This window comes from Komagataeibacter xylinus (genome assembly GCF_009834365.1).
Lineage (GTDB): Bacteria > Pseudomonadota > Alphaproteobacteria > Acetobacterales > Acetobacteraceae > Komagataeibacter > Komagataeibacter xylinus_D.
Genome location: NZ_CP041348.1, coordinates 184879 through 198331 on the forward strand (window position 1 = coordinate 184879; position 13453 = coordinate 198331).

The 13453-nt window shown below is 64.2% G+C and carries 15 protein-coding genes; 2 read left to right on the plus strand and 13 right to left on the minus strand.

Annotated elements, in window-relative coordinates; genetic code table 11:
• Positions 1–4: 4 nt before the first annotated feature.
• Positions 5–931 (plus strand): LysR family transcriptional regulator, encoded by a 927-nt coding sequence (locus FMA36_RS00950; RefSeq protein WP_003618886.1) that lies wholly within the window; start codon positions 5–7, stop codon positions 929–931.
• On the opposite strand, the gene FMA36_RS00955 is transcribed toward FMA36_RS00950, so the two are convergent.
• The 11 genes from FMA36_RS00955 to trbB are packed head-to-tail and all read right to left on the minus strand — an operon-like array spanning position 885 to position 10181.
• Complete coding sequence (locus FMA36_RS00955; RefSeq protein ID WP_003618883.1) at positions 885–1103, minus strand: DUF2274 domain-containing protein; 219 nt, start codon at positions 1101–1103, stop codon at positions 885–887. The genes FMA36_RS00950 and FMA36_RS00955 overlap by 47 nt on opposite strands.
• On the minus strand, positions 1100–2260 hold the full coding sequence (locus FMA36_RS00960) for a TraB/TrbI/VirB10 family type IV secretion system protein (protein WP_040510602.1): 1161 nt from the start codon (positions 2258–2260) through the stop codon (positions 1100–1102). The genes FMA36_RS00955 and FMA36_RS00960 overlap by 4 nt, the downstream gene beginning before the upstream one ends.
• Entirely contained in the window at positions 2257–3243 is a 987-nt protein-coding gene (gene trbG, locus FMA36_RS00965) for a P-type conjugative transfer protein TrbG (RefSeq protein WP_003618875.1), read from the minus strand. The genes FMA36_RS00960 and trbG overlap by 4 nt, the downstream gene beginning before the upstream one ends.
• Positions 3243–3923: a conjugal transfer protein TrbF gene (gene trbF / locus FMA36_RS00970; protein ID WP_048858943.1), complete on the minus strand. Its 681-nt coding sequence runs from the start codon at positions 3921–3923 to the stop codon at positions 3243–3245. Before trbF ends, trbG begins: the two co-directional genes overlap by 1 nt.
• A 2-nt stretch (positions 3924–3925) precedes the next feature.
• Positions 3926–5170, minus strand: coding sequence for a P-type conjugative transfer protein TrbL (trbL, locus tag FMA36_RS00975; RefSeq protein ID WP_064478769.1), 1245 nt, complete (start codon positions 5168–5170; stop codon positions 3926–3928).
• A gap of 4 nt (positions 5171–5174) precedes the next feature.
• Complete coding sequence (gene trbK-alt, locus FMA36_RS00980) at positions 5175–5447, minus strand: putative entry exclusion protein TrbK-alt (protein ID WP_003618871.1); 273 nt, start codon at positions 5445–5447, stop codon at positions 5175–5177.
• Positions 5447–6193 (minus strand): P-type conjugative transfer protein TrbJ, encoded by a 747-nt coding sequence (gene trbJ, locus FMA36_RS00985; RefSeq protein WP_040510596.1) that lies wholly within the window; start codon positions 6191–6193, stop codon positions 5447–5449. The genes trbK-alt and trbJ overlap by 1 nt, the downstream gene beginning before the upstream one ends.
• A complete protein-coding gene (gene trbE / locus FMA36_RS00990) occupies positions 6190–8616 on the minus strand; it encodes a conjugal transfer protein TrbE (protein WP_003618869.1) in 2427 nt (808 codons plus the stop codon). Before trbE ends, trbJ begins: the two co-directional genes overlap by 4 nt.
• A 7-nt stretch (positions 8617–8623) precedes the next feature.
• Complete coding sequence (locus FMA36_RS00995) at positions 8624–8890, minus strand: VirB3 family type IV secretion system protein (RefSeq protein WP_003618868.1); 267 nt, start codon at positions 8888–8890, stop codon at positions 8624–8626.
• Positions 8890–9216, minus strand: a complete 327-nt coding sequence (locus FMA36_RS01000) for a TrbC/VirB2 family type IV secretion system protein (protein ID WP_040510593.1) — start codon at positions 9214–9216, stop codon at positions 8890–8892. Before FMA36_RS01000 ends, FMA36_RS00995 begins: the two co-directional genes overlap by 1 nt.
• Positions 9213–10181 (minus strand): P-type conjugative transfer ATPase TrbB, encoded by a 969-nt coding sequence (gene trbB, locus FMA36_RS01005; RefSeq protein ID WP_003618866.1) that lies wholly within the window; start codon positions 10179–10181, stop codon positions 9213–9215. The genes FMA36_RS01000 and trbB overlap by 4 nt, the downstream gene beginning before the upstream one ends.
• Positions 10182–10394: 213 nt before the next feature.
• Here trbB and FMA36_RS01010 point away from each other — a divergent pair, with 213 nt between their 5' ends.
• The gene (locus FMA36_RS01010; protein WP_159260223.1) at positions 10395–10565 is read left to right on the plus strand and encodes a hypothetical protein; all 171 of its coding nucleotides are present in this window, start codon (positions 10395–10397) and stop codon (positions 10563–10565) included.
• Between the two features lie 34 nt (positions 10566–10599).
• On the opposite strand, the gene FMA36_RS01015 is transcribed toward FMA36_RS01010, so the two are convergent.
• Both FMA36_RS01015 and FMA36_RS01020 read right to left on the minus strand, forming a co-directional pair.
• On the minus strand, positions 10600–11247 hold the full coding sequence (locus tag FMA36_RS01015; protein WP_003618862.1) for an SOS response-associated peptidase: 648 nt from the start codon (positions 11245–11247) through the stop codon (positions 10600–10602).
• Positions 11248–11260: 13 nt separating this feature from the next.
• Positions 11261–13363, minus strand: coding sequence for an ATP-dependent helicase (locus FMA36_RS01020; RefSeq protein ID WP_003618860.1), 2103 nt, complete (start codon positions 13361–13363; stop codon positions 11261–11263).
• Positions 13364–13453 lie beyond the last annotated feature (90 nt).

The window sequence follows — 13453 nt, forward strand, 5'->3', positions numbered from 1 at the left end:
GACCATGCGCACTGCGGAACTCCGCTATTTTCTGGCTTCTGTTGAAGCTGGAAGTTTCGGGAAGGCCGCATCATCCCTTCAACTGCGAGTATCGACGGTCAGCCGAGCAATTGCTCGACTTGAGGATCAACTGGGTGTTGCGCTCTTTGAACGAACCTCCTCTGGCATTAAACTTACGACTGCGGGACGCATAGCATTACGCTGTGTCCGTCGCGTCCTGCGCGAGACAAATGCACTCACGGAAACACTCGACCGAAGTTCCTTCGGAGAAATCGGAGAGGTGCATCTCGGTTTTCATCTTCCACCTCTAAACGCCGTCCTGACAAGTTTGCTCGTCGAATGGCGGACAACCTATCCCGGCATAAGTGTCACACCACACGAACCGGGTGAAAGAACACTCCATTCCGCACTGATCGAACGTCATATCGACGTTGCCTTGCTTCCTGAATTAGCCCTTTCTCAACACCACCCGCATACTCCAATTTACTTCGAGCCCTTGATGGCGGCCGTGCCAAATACTCACCGCCTCGCCGAAAAAACAACAATTCAATGGACTGACCTCAAAAACGAAAATCTGCTTCTATGGTCGTGGGGAAAAGATAGGATCGGTCGTGATTTCTTTGCTACGCGGCTACCCGGCATTAATGTGCGCATTTTTGAAACGGGCAACATGACCCTGCTCGCTTTCGTGCGGGCAGGATACGGCGTCACTGTCGCAGCGCAAACTTATTCGACTCTCAACCTCCCCGGCCTGAAATTCATCCCAATCGACGAGGAAGATGCCGGGTTCAAGATCAATCTGGTCTGGCGTGCCGAAAGCGAAGATCCCGTAGTAGGAAAATTTGTCGCCTTCATGCGTGACCGGGCAAAGCCCTATTGGCGAGTTACCTCTCCCCGCGCAGCTTCCGAAAGCCCCTATCCGCCCCCATGAAACGAGCGAGCATTGGTGAGATCAGCTTCGCTACTGCGATCTCGGCCTGACCGCTCTCACGCGCCAGCAACCGCCCGTATTCAACCAGATCGCGATGTACGGTGGCCGGTAGCTCAATGGTCAGCCGCACCGGTTTGTCATTCTCAATCGGCCCAAGCCTGAGCTTTGTCATCGGGGAGCCTCCTGTCTGTAGGGGGAAAGAACCAGATCGCGATGCACCATGACCCGGACGGGAAAACCGCGCCGGATCGTATTGGTGGGCTGGATATTGAGCGAGCGTCCGACCATCTGCTCACCGATCTGGTTAAATCCTTGCGATCCGCCGGTGCGCAGCGCCTGGGCGATGCCATTGCTACCGCCAATATCGGCTTCTGAACCCACGCTCAGCATCGTCGAAACCAGAGCGGCCTTGAACACCTCCCCCCAGTGATTGTCGGTCTGGTCCTGCAACCCGGCGTAGCCCGCCGCATCGGCGGCAGGTTCGTTTTCTAATACGATCGAATCCCCGACCCCGCGTATCAGCCGGGTCCAGACCAGCAGCACGCGGGTCTGGCCGTAGGCGATCTGGGAGTCATAGCGGCCGATCAGTTTCGCGCCCTGCGGGATCAGCAGGATATGGCCGGTCGGACTGTCATAGACATTCTCCGTCACCTGCGCCGTGACCTCACCGGGCAGGTCGGAGCGGATGCCAGTAATCAGCGCGCCGGAAATGATCGATCCCGCCTGGATTACATACGGACTGGGAGCGAGCGTCAGACGCACGGCGCTGACGGTACGCTGGTCGACCGGGCCATCGAGAAACGCCTGGTTGCGATCGGTGGCAGCACCGGCGGCCAGAAGCGGGGTGGCACCGGCCGTCACCGGGGCGGCGCTGTTTCGCCCGACCTGCGTCTGGGTAAAGAGATGACTGACCCGGGCTGCTTCCTGCTCCTGGGCCATGCGCTGCTTCTCGGGATCGGCCGGTGCGGCGGGTGTCGCCATGCCGGGGGCACCCACGCCTGCCTTGAGGAACGGCCTGCCGAGATCGCCGGGCAGCGGAGGCCCGAGGCGCGGCGGGTGGGTATAGTCTCCCGGCAGGGTCGCCAGCCCGTCCGGCGTGGTGCGATTGCCGGTATTATAGAGTTCAGCCTTGCCCGTTCGAGGTGCCGGCTTCAGCGCCACATAGAGCGCACCCCCGACGCCGATGATCGCCATCAGCGTCAGCCCCATGATCACCTTGCGCGACAGTCGCGTGACCGGCGGTCGCGTCACGCGCATCCGCATCTCGCCGGGCGGCCTGACCGGAGGTACCGGTTTGCTCGCCTCCTCTGCTCCGGTGCTCCCGCTCACGACCGGCGCGCTCCATCGGTACGGACGATGCGCACTACCTGCTGGTGCTTCGCCCCAAGCCGCAATTCGGCTGCCGCGAACAGGCGATCGACGATCATCCGGTTGCCGCGCACCCGGTAATTCACCAACTGGCCGTCCCCTTGCGGGCCGATGACCCACAGCGGCGGCATCTCGCCCTGGGCGATGCCGGTCGGAAACTCGATGAACACCTGCCGCCCGTCATCGAAGGCCCGCAACGGCCGCCACGGCGCCTCGTCGCCCTCGATCCGATAGCGGAAATTCAGCGCATCGAGATCGACGCCCGTCGCGACCGGAGTGCCAAGATCAGAATCCCGATCCTGCCCGCGCAGGGCGACGATCTGGTCCTGCGGATAGTCCCATGAGACCGAAGCCATATAGGTCCGCTCGTCGGAGCGCAGTTCCAGATGATAGGTCCGCCGGTCGGTATTGATGACTAGGTTGGTGGTCAGGTCCGGCCGCGTCGGTTTGAGCAGGATATGAATCCGTTTCGACGCCCCTGCCCCGCTCTCTGTATCACCGATGATCCAGCGGACGGTATCGCCGGCGGCGACCGGACCGGAGCCAACCAGCTTCTCGCCCGGCTGCAGTGCGATGTCGGTGATCTCGCCGGGTGCGGCGTAGAGCTGATAGAGCGCGCCCTCGGAGAAGGGATAGACCTGGATCGCATTGAGATAACCGGCACGCGTCGGCTGGACCCGCGCCGCACTATTGGCATGCTCGACCCGCTGATGGGGATCGGCGGCTTCCGGCGTCGTACGCCGATACGGGATCGGCTTGAGCTGCCCCGGCAGCGGCAGGGGCTCGGGCAGAGCCACCACCTGCACCGGTTTCGGTAACTCCGGGGTAAGAACCGCCTGCCGGGGCGTATCGTCGTACCGGATGGCAGGCGGCTTCCATGAGGAGCAGGCCGCGAGCGGCGCCAGCAGGATCATGAGCGGCGCGACGGTATTGAGGGTGCGCATCAGCCGAGTTCCCTGGACCAGTTAAGGGCGTGAATGTAGATGCCGAGCGGATTCTTGCGCAGCCGCTCGGCATCGGTGGGGGTGGTGACGACAAGGGTCAGGAGCGCGCTCCAGCGTTCGGTCGAGGCCAGCGCGCCATCGACATAGCGGCGCTCAATCCACTCCACCCGGAAACTGTCGTCGGAGGCACGGATCACGCTGGCAATCTCGACCGCCACCTGCATCCTGCCGAGCTTGCCGAACGGATCGTTGGTGCGGGCATAATCGTTCAGGGCCAGCGCGCCGCGATCGGTGACGTAATTATAGGCGTCGAGCCAGTTCTGCCGCAGGACCACCGGATCGGCCGGGATGCCGCGCACCTCGGAGATGAAGCGCGCCAGATACCAGGCGATCTGCGGATCGGTCGGCCGATAGGCGGCGGTTGCCGGACCGACGGCCTGCGCCTGGCCCAACCGGTCGATCTGTACCACCCATGGCGTAATGGTGCCCCGCGCCGACTGCCAGACCAGCCCGGCGGAAAGCCCTCCGCTCAATGCCAGGCAACCGAAGAACGCCAGTCGCCAGTTACGGGCCTGGACACGAGCCGAGCCGATGCGGTCGTCCCAGACCTGGGCTGCCTTGTGATAGGGCGTTTCCGGTTCCGGCGTTCTGCCGAACCGTATAGTGGGGCGGCGGAACATGGCTATTCTCCTTCCGAGAGATCGACGTCATGGCCGCCGCTGGGCCGGTCGCCGCCTTTGATCGCCTGCGCAGCGGCATCAGCCCCGCCTTTGATCCGGTTGTTGCGCTGCATCCGGCTGGCCCAGGGCGGCGGCTTGCCGGCAGAAGCTCCGCCAGCGCCAGAAGCGGTCGCACCGCCCGTGGCGGCGGCTCCGCCGGCCTGATAACTGGTGCGGACACTGGCCATGGCGCGGCGCAACGGGCTGGCGGCAGCGGACAATCCGGCCTTCGCGACACCTGCCGCACCTCCGGCCTGATAGGCGGCGGTCGTGCCGCCCGCGACAAAGGCCCCGCCACGCACGGCGGCGGCCGCGGCCCCCACGGCCAGTCCGGCCCCGGATGCGGCAGCCACACCAGCGCCGACCACACCAGCCGCCGTGGCGACAGCGGAGCCAGCCCCCAACTGCGGACCACCGGCGATCAGCCCGTTGGCCAATGCCGGTCCGAACACGGTCAGGCCGAGCAGCGTCAGGGAGGCGAGAATCAGGGTCAGCGCATCATTGATGGTGGGCGGGTTGTTGAAACCACTGGTGAACTGGCCGAACACCGTCGAGCCGATGCCGACGATGACGGCCAGCATCAGCACCTTGATCCCGGACGAGACGACATTGCCCAGCACCTTCTCGGCGAGGAAGGCGGTGCGACCGAACAGGCCGAAGGGCACCAGCACGAAGCCTGCGAGTGTGGTCAGCTTGAACTCGATCAGCGCCACGAAAAGCTGGATCGCCATGACAAAGAAACTGATGACCACGATCAGCCAGGCGAGCAGCAGCACCACGATCTGGATTGCGTTGTTGAAGATGGCCACGAAACCGACCAGCGAGGAAATCGAGGTCAGGATCGGCTTGCCGGCATCGATGCCGACCTGCGCCAGCCGCCCCGGCTGGAGAAGCTGCGCCTGGGTGAGATGGCCACCACCAGCCTCGATGCCGAGGCCTGCGAAGGATTCATAGATGATGCGGGCGAGACCGTTAAAATTCCCGATGATGAAGGCAAACATGCCTATGAACAGGGTCTTGCGGATCAGCCGCGCCAGTACGTCCTCGTCCGGCGCCAGCGTCCAGAACAGCCCGGCCAGGGTGATGTCGATCGTGATCAGGGTGGCGGCGAGCCAGTGAACGTCGCCCTGCACCAGACCGAAGCCGGAATCGATATATTGGGTGAAGATGGCAAGGAAATTGTCGATGACGCCGGTGCCCTGCTGCATGGCGTCACCGTGCGGTTTCGGGCGCAAAGAAGCGCTTGCGGTTCTCGGCCCAGATCGCTTCGCAAGCCGGATCGCCGTCGGCCTTCATGCCGAGGGCCTGGCAGCGCGCGAGACCGACGGCCAACCGGTCACGAGACCCCGGCGGCCCAAGATCCGGCACGCCGACGTCACGGGGGATATGCCGGAGATGAAGGCTTGCGGCCACGATGATCAGAACGACCAGCCCGACGGCAGCCAGCCGGAAGACGATCGGCGGGGAGAGACGTGGCCAGCGCATCAATGGAACATCTGCGCGGAGCCGGAGGTGTAGCCGGCGCCGTAATTGAGGAAATTCGCCAGTTGTGCCCGGCCCTGTTCCTCGCCTTCGACCTGACGCGCACCGTCCAGCGCCTGGGCGCGGCCCATCGCCGTGACGACTGCGGTGAGGTCGGCAAGCTGGCGCGTCTGCAGCGCGGTCAGCTGGTTGCCCGATTGCGCGGCCTGCAGGGCGCCGGTCGCGGACTGGCTCGAGGTGACCAGACTGTCGATCTGGCTGCGCGTGGCATCAAGATTCTGCACCGCGCCGGTCTGCACGCGCAGCCCGTCCTGATAGGCACCCCGCGCGTTCTGCCATCGCGTCTGCGCGTCGGCGGTCATCTGCGTCGCCGAGGACGGGCTGCCGAGCGCCTGCGGGTAGGTCTGCGAAAATGCCTGATCGATACTGGTCAGGTTATAGGAGAGCCCTCGCGCCTGGCCGACGATCTGCTCCGTCTGCTGGATTGATTGCTCCAGCGGCGACAGGACGGAGAGCGGGAGGTTCGCGAGATTGCGGGCCTGGTTCTCCAGCATGGTCGCTTCGTTGAGCAGGCTCTGCGCCTGCTGGTTGACCTGCTGCAGTGCCCGAGCGGCAATCAGGACGCTCTGCACATGATTGGCCCCGTCATAGACTGCCCATTGCGCATGGGCTGGCGCACTCACGGAAAACGGCAGCACCAGAGCAACGCCGGACACGAAAACTGATTTCATTGTCGGCATGTTTTTCATGATCCCTCTCCCGGATTGAGCATCTCCACCGCCCACTCAACACCTTTGTGCATTAGCCATGCCGCCGCGAACCCGTCGCGCCCATGCCGGGCAAAGATCCGGTCGATGGCGGCCTGGTCGGCGGGCGAGGACGCGGCGGTGAAGGCCAGCGCCACCTCGGACAGGCCGAGATCGAACAGCCGGTTGCCCCGCCGGGACTGGCAGTAATAATCGCGCTTGGGTGTCGCCCGGCTGAGGATCTCGATCTGGCGATCGTTCAACCCGAAGCGGCGATAGATCGCGGCGATCTGCGGCTCCAGCGCCCGGTCATTGGGCAGGAACACCCGCGTCGGGCAGCTCTCGATCAGCGCGGGGGCGATCGGGCTGGCATCGATATCGGCCAGCGACTGGGTGGCGAAGATGACGGAAGCGTTCTTCTTGCGCAGCGTCTTCAGCCATTCCCGCAACTGCCCGGCAAAGGCGCGATCGTCCAGCGCCAGCCAGCCCTCATCGATGATCAGCAGCGTCGGGCTGCCGTCAAACCGGTCCTCGATACGATGGAACAGATAGGACAGCACGGTGGACGCGGCACCCGAGCCGATCAGCCCCTCGATTTCGAAGGACTGGATATCGGCGACGCCCAGCCGCTCATGCTCGGCGTCGAGCAGGCTACCCCACGGCCCGCCGACACAATAAGGCTGCAACGCCTGTTTCAGCGCCAGCGACTGGAGCAGCGCCGACAGGCCGGTGAGGGTGCGTTCCGCAACCGGGGCCGAGGCCAGCGAGGTCAGCGCCGACCACAGATGCTCCTTGAGATCGGGCGCGACAGTGATCCCCTCGCGCTCCAGTAATGTCGCGACCCATTCCGCCGCCCAGGCCCGTTCGCCTGGCTCGTCGATGCGCGCCAGCGGCTGCAACGCGACGGGTTCGTTCCCGTCCTGCGCCAGCGCGCCGCCGAGATCGTGCCAGTCGCCGCCCATCGCAAGCGTTGCCGCGCGGATCGAGCCACCGAAATCGAAGGCGAAGATCTGCGCCCCGGCATAGCGACGAAACTGCATCGCCATGAAGGCCAGCAGCACCGACTTGCCGGCACCGGTCGGCCCGGCGATCAGCGTGTGGCCAACATCGCCGACGTGGAGTGCAAAGCGGAACGGCGTAGAACCCTCGGTACGGGCATAAAATAACGGCGGGGCGGCAAAGTGCCCGTCCCGCTCCGGTCCGGCCCACACCGCAGAGAGCGGGATCATGTGCGCGAGGTTCAGGGTGGAGACGCAGGGCTGGCGGACATTGGCGTAGACATGGCCCGGCAGGCTGCCGAACCAGGCTTCGAGTGCGTTCACCGTCTCGCGCATGCAGGTGAAATCGCGGCCCTGGATGGTCTTCTCCACCAGACGCAGCCGATCGGCGGCGACCGCCGGATCCTCGTCCCACACCGTGACGGTGGCGGTGACATAGGCCTGCCCGACCTGATCGGTGCCGAGTTCCTGCAACGCCGCATCGGCATCGGCGGCCTTGTTGGCGGCATCGGAATCCAGCAGCACCGACGCCTCGTTGGTCATCACCTCCTTGAGGATGGCCATGATCGATTTGCGCTTGGCGAACCATTGCCGCCGGATCTTGCCCAGCGCTCTGGTCGCGTCAGTGCGGTCGAGACAGATCGCCCGCGTCGACCAGCGATAGGGAAAGGCCAGCCGGTTCAGCTCGTCCAGCAGCCCCGGCCAGGTCTGGGTGGGAAAGCCGGTAATTGTGAGCGTGCGCAAATGGGCGTCACCCAGGCGCGGCTCCAGCCCGCCGGTCAGTTCCTCGTCCACCAGGATGGCATCGAGGTGCATCGGGATTTCTGGCACCCGGACCCGCTGCAGGCGGGTGGAGATGCAGGAGTGGAGATAGGTCAGGGTTTCGCCGTCATCGGGCCAGTCGGCTTCCGGCATGAAGCCGTCGAGTAGCGCCAGCACCCGGTCGGTCTGATCAATGAATCCCGCGACCACGGCCTGCCAGTCGGAGCCGCCACGGGCGCGGTTCTCGTAGAGCCAGGCCTCCGCGCGGGCGGCGTCGTCCGCCGGTGGCAGCCAGACCAGGGTGAGGAAATAGCGGCTCTCGTAATGGGCACCCTCTTCCTCGAACTGCGCCCGACGCTCGGCGTCGACCAGTTCGGAGGCCGGATCGGGGAACGGGCTGGAAGGATAGCCCCGCGCTTGTCGGCGCTGCGCCTCCACGAAAATGGCCCAGCCGGAGCCGAGCCGCCGTAGGGCGTTGTTCAGGCGGGACGTGATCGCGACCAGTTCGGATGCGGTCGAGGAGTCCAGGTCCGGACCGCGAAAGCGCGCGGTGCGCTGGAAGGCGCCATCCTTGTTCAGCACCACGCCTCTGGCGACCAGCGCCGCCCAGGGCAGAAAATCGGCGAGACGGTCGCGACGATGGCGGTATTCGGCAAGGTTCATCATGGCGACCTCATCCGACCATATGGGTGGGATAGCGCAGGTGCCGGCGCACCACGTCGACGAAGGCGGGATCTCGCTTGGCGGCCCAGACGGCGGCGAGATGGCCGACCAGCCAGAAGATCCCACCGGCGATCCACAGCCGCAGGCCGAGGCCGATCGCTGCCGACAGCGTGCCGGTGACGATCGCCACCGTGCGCGGCGCCCCGCCGAGCAGGATCGGCTCGATCAGGGCGCGATGCACCGGGGCGGTGAAGCCGGGAATGCTGTCCGGCTCCATCAGATCAGCGCCCCGCCCGAGAAGGAGAAGAAGGACAGGAAGAAGCTGGACGCGGCAAAGGCGATCGACAGGCCGAAGACGATCTGGATCAGGCGGCGGAAGCCGCCCGAGGTCTCCCCGAAGGCCAGGGTCAGACCGGTCACGGTAATGATGATCACCGAGATGATCTTGGCCACCGGCCCCTGCACGGATTCCAGTATCTCGTTGAGCGGGGTTTCCCACGGCATGCTGGAGCCCGAGGCGTAGGCCGGCGCCGACAGCAGGGCGAGCGAGAGCGTGGCGCCAGCCACGGGAAAGCGGCGGCGCAGGGCAATCATGCTTGTCATGGCGGATCTCCGGCGGATGCGAGGATGTAGTCCCCGTCCGGGGTCAGGCCCCGGACAGTGGCGAGTTCGGCCAGCCGCCGCGCGCTGCCGCGCCCGGACAGCACCGCGATGACGTCGATCGTCTCGGCGATCAGGGCGCGCGGTACAGTGACGACGGCTTCCTGGATCAACTGCTCCAACCGGCGCAGGGCGCCGATCGCAGACCCGGCGTGCAGGGTGCCGACCCCGCCGGGATGACCGGTGCCCCAGGCCTTGAGCAGGTCGAGCGCTTCGGCGCCGCGCACCTCGCCGATCGGAATCCGGTCGGGGCGCAGACGCAGCGAGGAGCGCACCAGGTCGGAGAGCGAGGCCGCGCCGTCTCTGGTGCGCAGGGCAACCAGGTTGGGCGCGGCGCATTGCAGTTCGCGGGTGTCCTCGATCAGCACCACCCGGTCGCCGGTCTGCGCGATCTCGGCCAGCAGGGCGTTGACCAGCGTGGTCTTGCCGGTGGAGGTGCCGCCGGCAACGAGAATATTCTGACGCTCGGCGACGGCACGGCGCAGAAACGCGGCCTGTGCGGCGGTCATGATGCCGGCAGTCACATAATCGTCGAGCGAGAACACCGCGACCGCCGGACGCCGGATGGCGAAGCACGGTGCTGCCACCACCGGGGGCACCAACCCTTCGAACCGCTCCCCGCTGCCCGGCAGTTCGGCGGAGACGCGGGGGCTGGCGGGATGCACCTCGACCCCGACATGATGGGCGACAAGACGGACGATCCGCTCGGCGTCGGCAGGCGTGATCCGGGTGCCGGTATCCTCCATCCCGCTGGCGAGCCGGTCGATCCACAGTCGGCCGTCCGGATTGAGCATCACCTCGACGATCGACGGATCATCAAGATGCCCGGCAATCGCCGACCCAAGGGCAGTGCGCAGCATGCGCGTGCCCCGGGCAACGGCTTCGGAACGGAAAGGCGCAACGGTCATCGGAAACCCGCGATTGGCCTCCCGAGGGAGGCTGTGGATCAGCGGGGTTGATTAGAAAGAGGCACGAACACGGAAGCGCAACAAGTCTCTGGGACCGTAGGGCGCCGGGATAGAAGAACTTGCATAGGAGTAGGTTGCTGTTTGGGCGCTGACGGGGCGACAGGGCGCTGCTACCGTTTTCTGGAATCGACCACGACACGGAGCTGTGCCCGCATGAGCAAAGCCTTTATTGCCGCCGTTCTTCGGGACGTTCATCATCCACAAGACCAAGGTCGGCAATACCGTGCGCTTCAAGGCCAGTCCGGTGCTGAAGAAGGTCGTGTGATCTGTCAGTCGGTCTCGTCAGCAGGTTCGAAAAAAGAGCCGGAAAGTGATAGAACTTGAAGATGGAGAGCGGACTGCACCCCCATCATAACTGTCATCCGAACGGACGCGGCTCTTCGACACAAGCAAGCACGCCATCCGGCAGCGGCCGCTGAAGGCACAGAGCCTCTACTGCCGGCGCGTTCATCCATACATCCAGTTCGTCCGGCTGCGTCAGGATCACTGGCATGGCCTTCGGATGGACCGCTCCTACGTCCCGGTTGGCGTCGGTGGTCAGAAACCCGAACAGGTCATCCGTCGTCTCTCCATCAGCCAGTTTCCGCACTGACGTCCAACGACACCAGATCCCGGCAAAGAAGGCCAATGGCTCTCCGTCGCTGCGGGCAAACCACACCGGCCGCGATTTCCCGTCGGGCAGACGCTCCGGTTCCGAGAAGGCGGTCAGCGGCACCAGACAGCGATGGGCAACACCTTCCCAGCACTTCCACCATGTCGAGGTCGGATTGCGGATGTTGGTGACACCACGATCGACCTTGTGCCCCCTGAGATAACCGGGCGGTGTCGGCATGCCCCAGCGCGCCATGACCAGTTCGCGACCATTGTCGCCATTCCGCACGACCGGTGCCATCGTATTCGGCCAGATCTCGGGCAACGGCTGAAGATTGCCTGTGCGATCCTCAAGGACTTTCGCGATCTCCCTGATCGCCTGCGGGTTGGAGGTCATGGAATAGAGATTGCACATCGGTCCTGCTCCCTTATGACCACATGCCGCGTAATCTGGCCGCCATATCGATCCTTACGGATTTCACCGCCTCCTGCCGGACCTGTTCCTCCGGTTTCACGACCGGCCACGCCACTGACTGAAACAGAGGCAGCATGTCCCGGTCGATGAAACGTGTGCGCGAGGCATAGACATGCCGGTCGCCCCGACTGTGCTGACCGTGCACATAGAAACGCTGCGGCACCATGATATCGAGACTGTCCTTCGCCCTTGTCATGGCCACATAGAGCAGGCGACGTTCCTCCTCGATGTCATCCTTCTCACCGGTGGCCAGATCGGACGGAATGCAGCCATCCACAGCATTCATCACGAAGACATTCTTCCATTCCTGCCCCTTGGCGGAATGAATGGTGGAGAGGATCAGATAGTCCTCGTCCAGCAGCGGCACGCCAGCCTGATCGGACGTGACATCCGGCGGGTCCAGCGTCAGTTCGGTCAGGAACTTCTCGCGTGACGGATAGCCGCCGGCGATCTGCTCAAGCTGCACCAGATCAGCCAGACGGGTGGAGGCGTCCTCATGCAGCCGCTCCAGATGCGGCTCATACCAGTACCGGACGGCCGCGATCTCACCGGGCCAGCCGACCTGATGGCTGCCAACGGCTGTCAGCAGGTTCACGAAACCCGTCCAGACCTCGCCGCTGCGTTGTGGCGCTTTGACATCCTTCAGCGCCTCGAAGGGATGCGCACTCTCGCCCATCGTATCCAGCACGCGCCGGGCCGAACTTGGCCCCACGCCTAGCAAAAGCTGCAACACCCGGAAGCCCGCGATGCGATCGCGCGGGTTCTGGGCAAAGCGCAATAGCGCCAGCACATCTTTCACATGCGCACTGTCGAGAAACTTCAGACCGCCAAATTTCACGAACGGAATGTTCCGCCGGGTCAGTTCCACCTCCAGCGTGCCGCTATGGTGCGAAGCCCGGAACAGCACGGCCTGCTGCTTCATCGGTGTCCCGGCCTCACGCTCTTCCAGGACCCGATCGGCGATGTAGTTCGCCTGGGCGGTGTCATCCCATATGGTGACCAGTCGCGGCTTTTCTTCCGACGCCCGGTCGGTCCACAGATCCTTGGTGAAACGCTCGGCTGCTTCTCCGATCACGGCATTGGCCGCATCCAAAATGGGTTTCGTGGAACGATAGTTCCTATCCAGCGTCACTACACGGGCCGGTGGATCGAAGGACGCCGGAAAATCAAGAATGTTGCGCACGGTCGCGGCCCGGAAGGCGTAGATCGACTGCGCGTCATCGCCCACCACCGTCAACCCGCTCCCGTCGGGTTTCATGCCTAGCAGGATGTCTGCCTGCAGCCGGTTGGTATCCTGATACTCATCAACCAGCACATGATCCCATTTGCCGCCGATGTCGGCGGCAAGCACCGGATCGCTGACCATCTGCGCCCAGCACAGGAGCAGATCGTCGTAATCCAGAACACCCTGTTCCTGTTTGGCCGTGACATAGCCTGCAAAGAGCTGTTTCAACTGGACTTCCCAACCCGCGCACCATGGGTAGTGCTTCAGCAGCACATCGGCGAGCGGTGCGCCGGAATTCACCACACGGGAATAGATGGCCAGACACGTGCCTTTGCCGGGGAACCGCTTTTCGGTTTTCGAAAAACCCAGATCATGGCGGATCAGATTCATCAGATCAGCGGAATCCTCCCGGTCATGGATCGAGAAGGCCGGATCCATACCGATCTGCTGGGCATACTCCCGCAGCAGCCGGGCACCGATGGAATGGAACGTCCCGGCCCAGGCCAGCGCGTCGGCCAGAGGACCAGCCTTGTCTCCCAGCACCGTTTTGCAAATGCGCTCCACACATCGCGTCATCTCGACACTGGCGCGCCGGGAGAAGGTCAGCAGCAGGATGCGGCGCGGATCGGCGCCCGAGGCGATCAGATGGGCCACCCGATGCGCCAGCGTGTTGGTCTTGCCCGATCCCGCGCCCGCGATGACCAGCAACGGAGAAGAGTCCGCCCCGCCCGGCGAGACTCCGGTCCCATGCGTGACCGCCTGTCGCTGGGCGTCATTCAGACGGGACAGATAATCGTCGCTGCCCGAAGCGGGAGAAGGTTCTGGATTCAATTCCTTAGCGCACTTTCATCAACGATACTGAACCAACATCGGACACCAGCATGCCGGATACGGGGCGAATTTGCATTGACTTGCGTAGCA

What these genes read in the sequence shown, in the direction of transcription:
- trbE (WP_003618869.1), bottom strand. Translation starts at nt 8,616, where the DNA reads ATGATGAACCTTGCCGAATACCGCCATCGTCGCGACCGTCTCGCCGAT.
- FMA36_RS01010 (WP_159260223.1), top strand. Translation starts at nt 10,395, where the DNA reads ATGAGCAAAGCCTTTATTGCCGCCGTTCTTCGGGACGTTCATCATCCA.
- trbJ (WP_040510596.1), bottom strand. Translation starts at nt 6,193, where the DNA reads ATGAAAAACATGCCGACAATGAAATCAGTTTTCGTGTCCGGCGTTGCT.
- FMA36_RS00950 (WP_003618886.1), top strand. Translation starts at nt 5, where the DNA reads ATGCGCACTGCGGAACTCCGCTATTTTCTGGCTTCTGTTGAAGCTGGA.
- trbB (WP_003618866.1), bottom strand. Translation starts at nt 10,181, where the DNA reads ATGACCGTTGCGCCTTTCCGTTCCGAAGCCGTTGCCCGGGGCACGCGC.
- FMA36_RS00955 (WP_003618883.1), bottom strand. Translation starts at nt 1,103, where the DNA reads ATGACAAAGCTCAGGCTTGGGCCGATTGAGAATGACAAACCGGTGCGG.
- trbK-alt (WP_003618871.1), bottom strand. Translation starts at nt 5,447, where the DNA reads ATGCGCTGGCCACGTCTCTCCCCGCCGATCGTCTTCCGGCTGGCTGCC.
- FMA36_RS01015 (WP_003618862.1), bottom strand. Translation starts at nt 11,247, where the DNA reads ATGTGCAATCTCTATTCCATGACCTCCAACCCGCAGGCGATCAGGGAG.
- trbL (WP_064478769.1), bottom strand. Translation starts at nt 5,170, where the DNA reads ATGCAGCAGGGCACCGGCGTCATCGACAATTTCCTTGCCATCTTCACC.
- FMA36_RS00995 (WP_003618868.1), bottom strand. Translation starts at nt 8,890, where the DNA reads ATGGAGCCGGACAGCATTCCCGGCTTCACCGCCCCGGTGCATCGCGCC.
- trbG (WP_003618875.1), bottom strand. Translation starts at nt 3,243, where the DNA reads ATGCGCACCCTCAATACCGTCGCGCCGCTCATGATCCTGCTGGCGCCG.
- FMA36_RS01000 (WP_040510593.1), bottom strand. Translation starts at nt 9,216, where the DNA reads ATGACAAGCATGATTGCCCTGCGCCGCCGCTTTCCCGTGGCTGGCGCC.
- trbF (WP_048858943.1), bottom strand. Translation starts at nt 3,923, where the DNA reads ATGTTCCGCCGCCCCACTATACGGTTCGGCAGAACGCCGGAACCGGAA.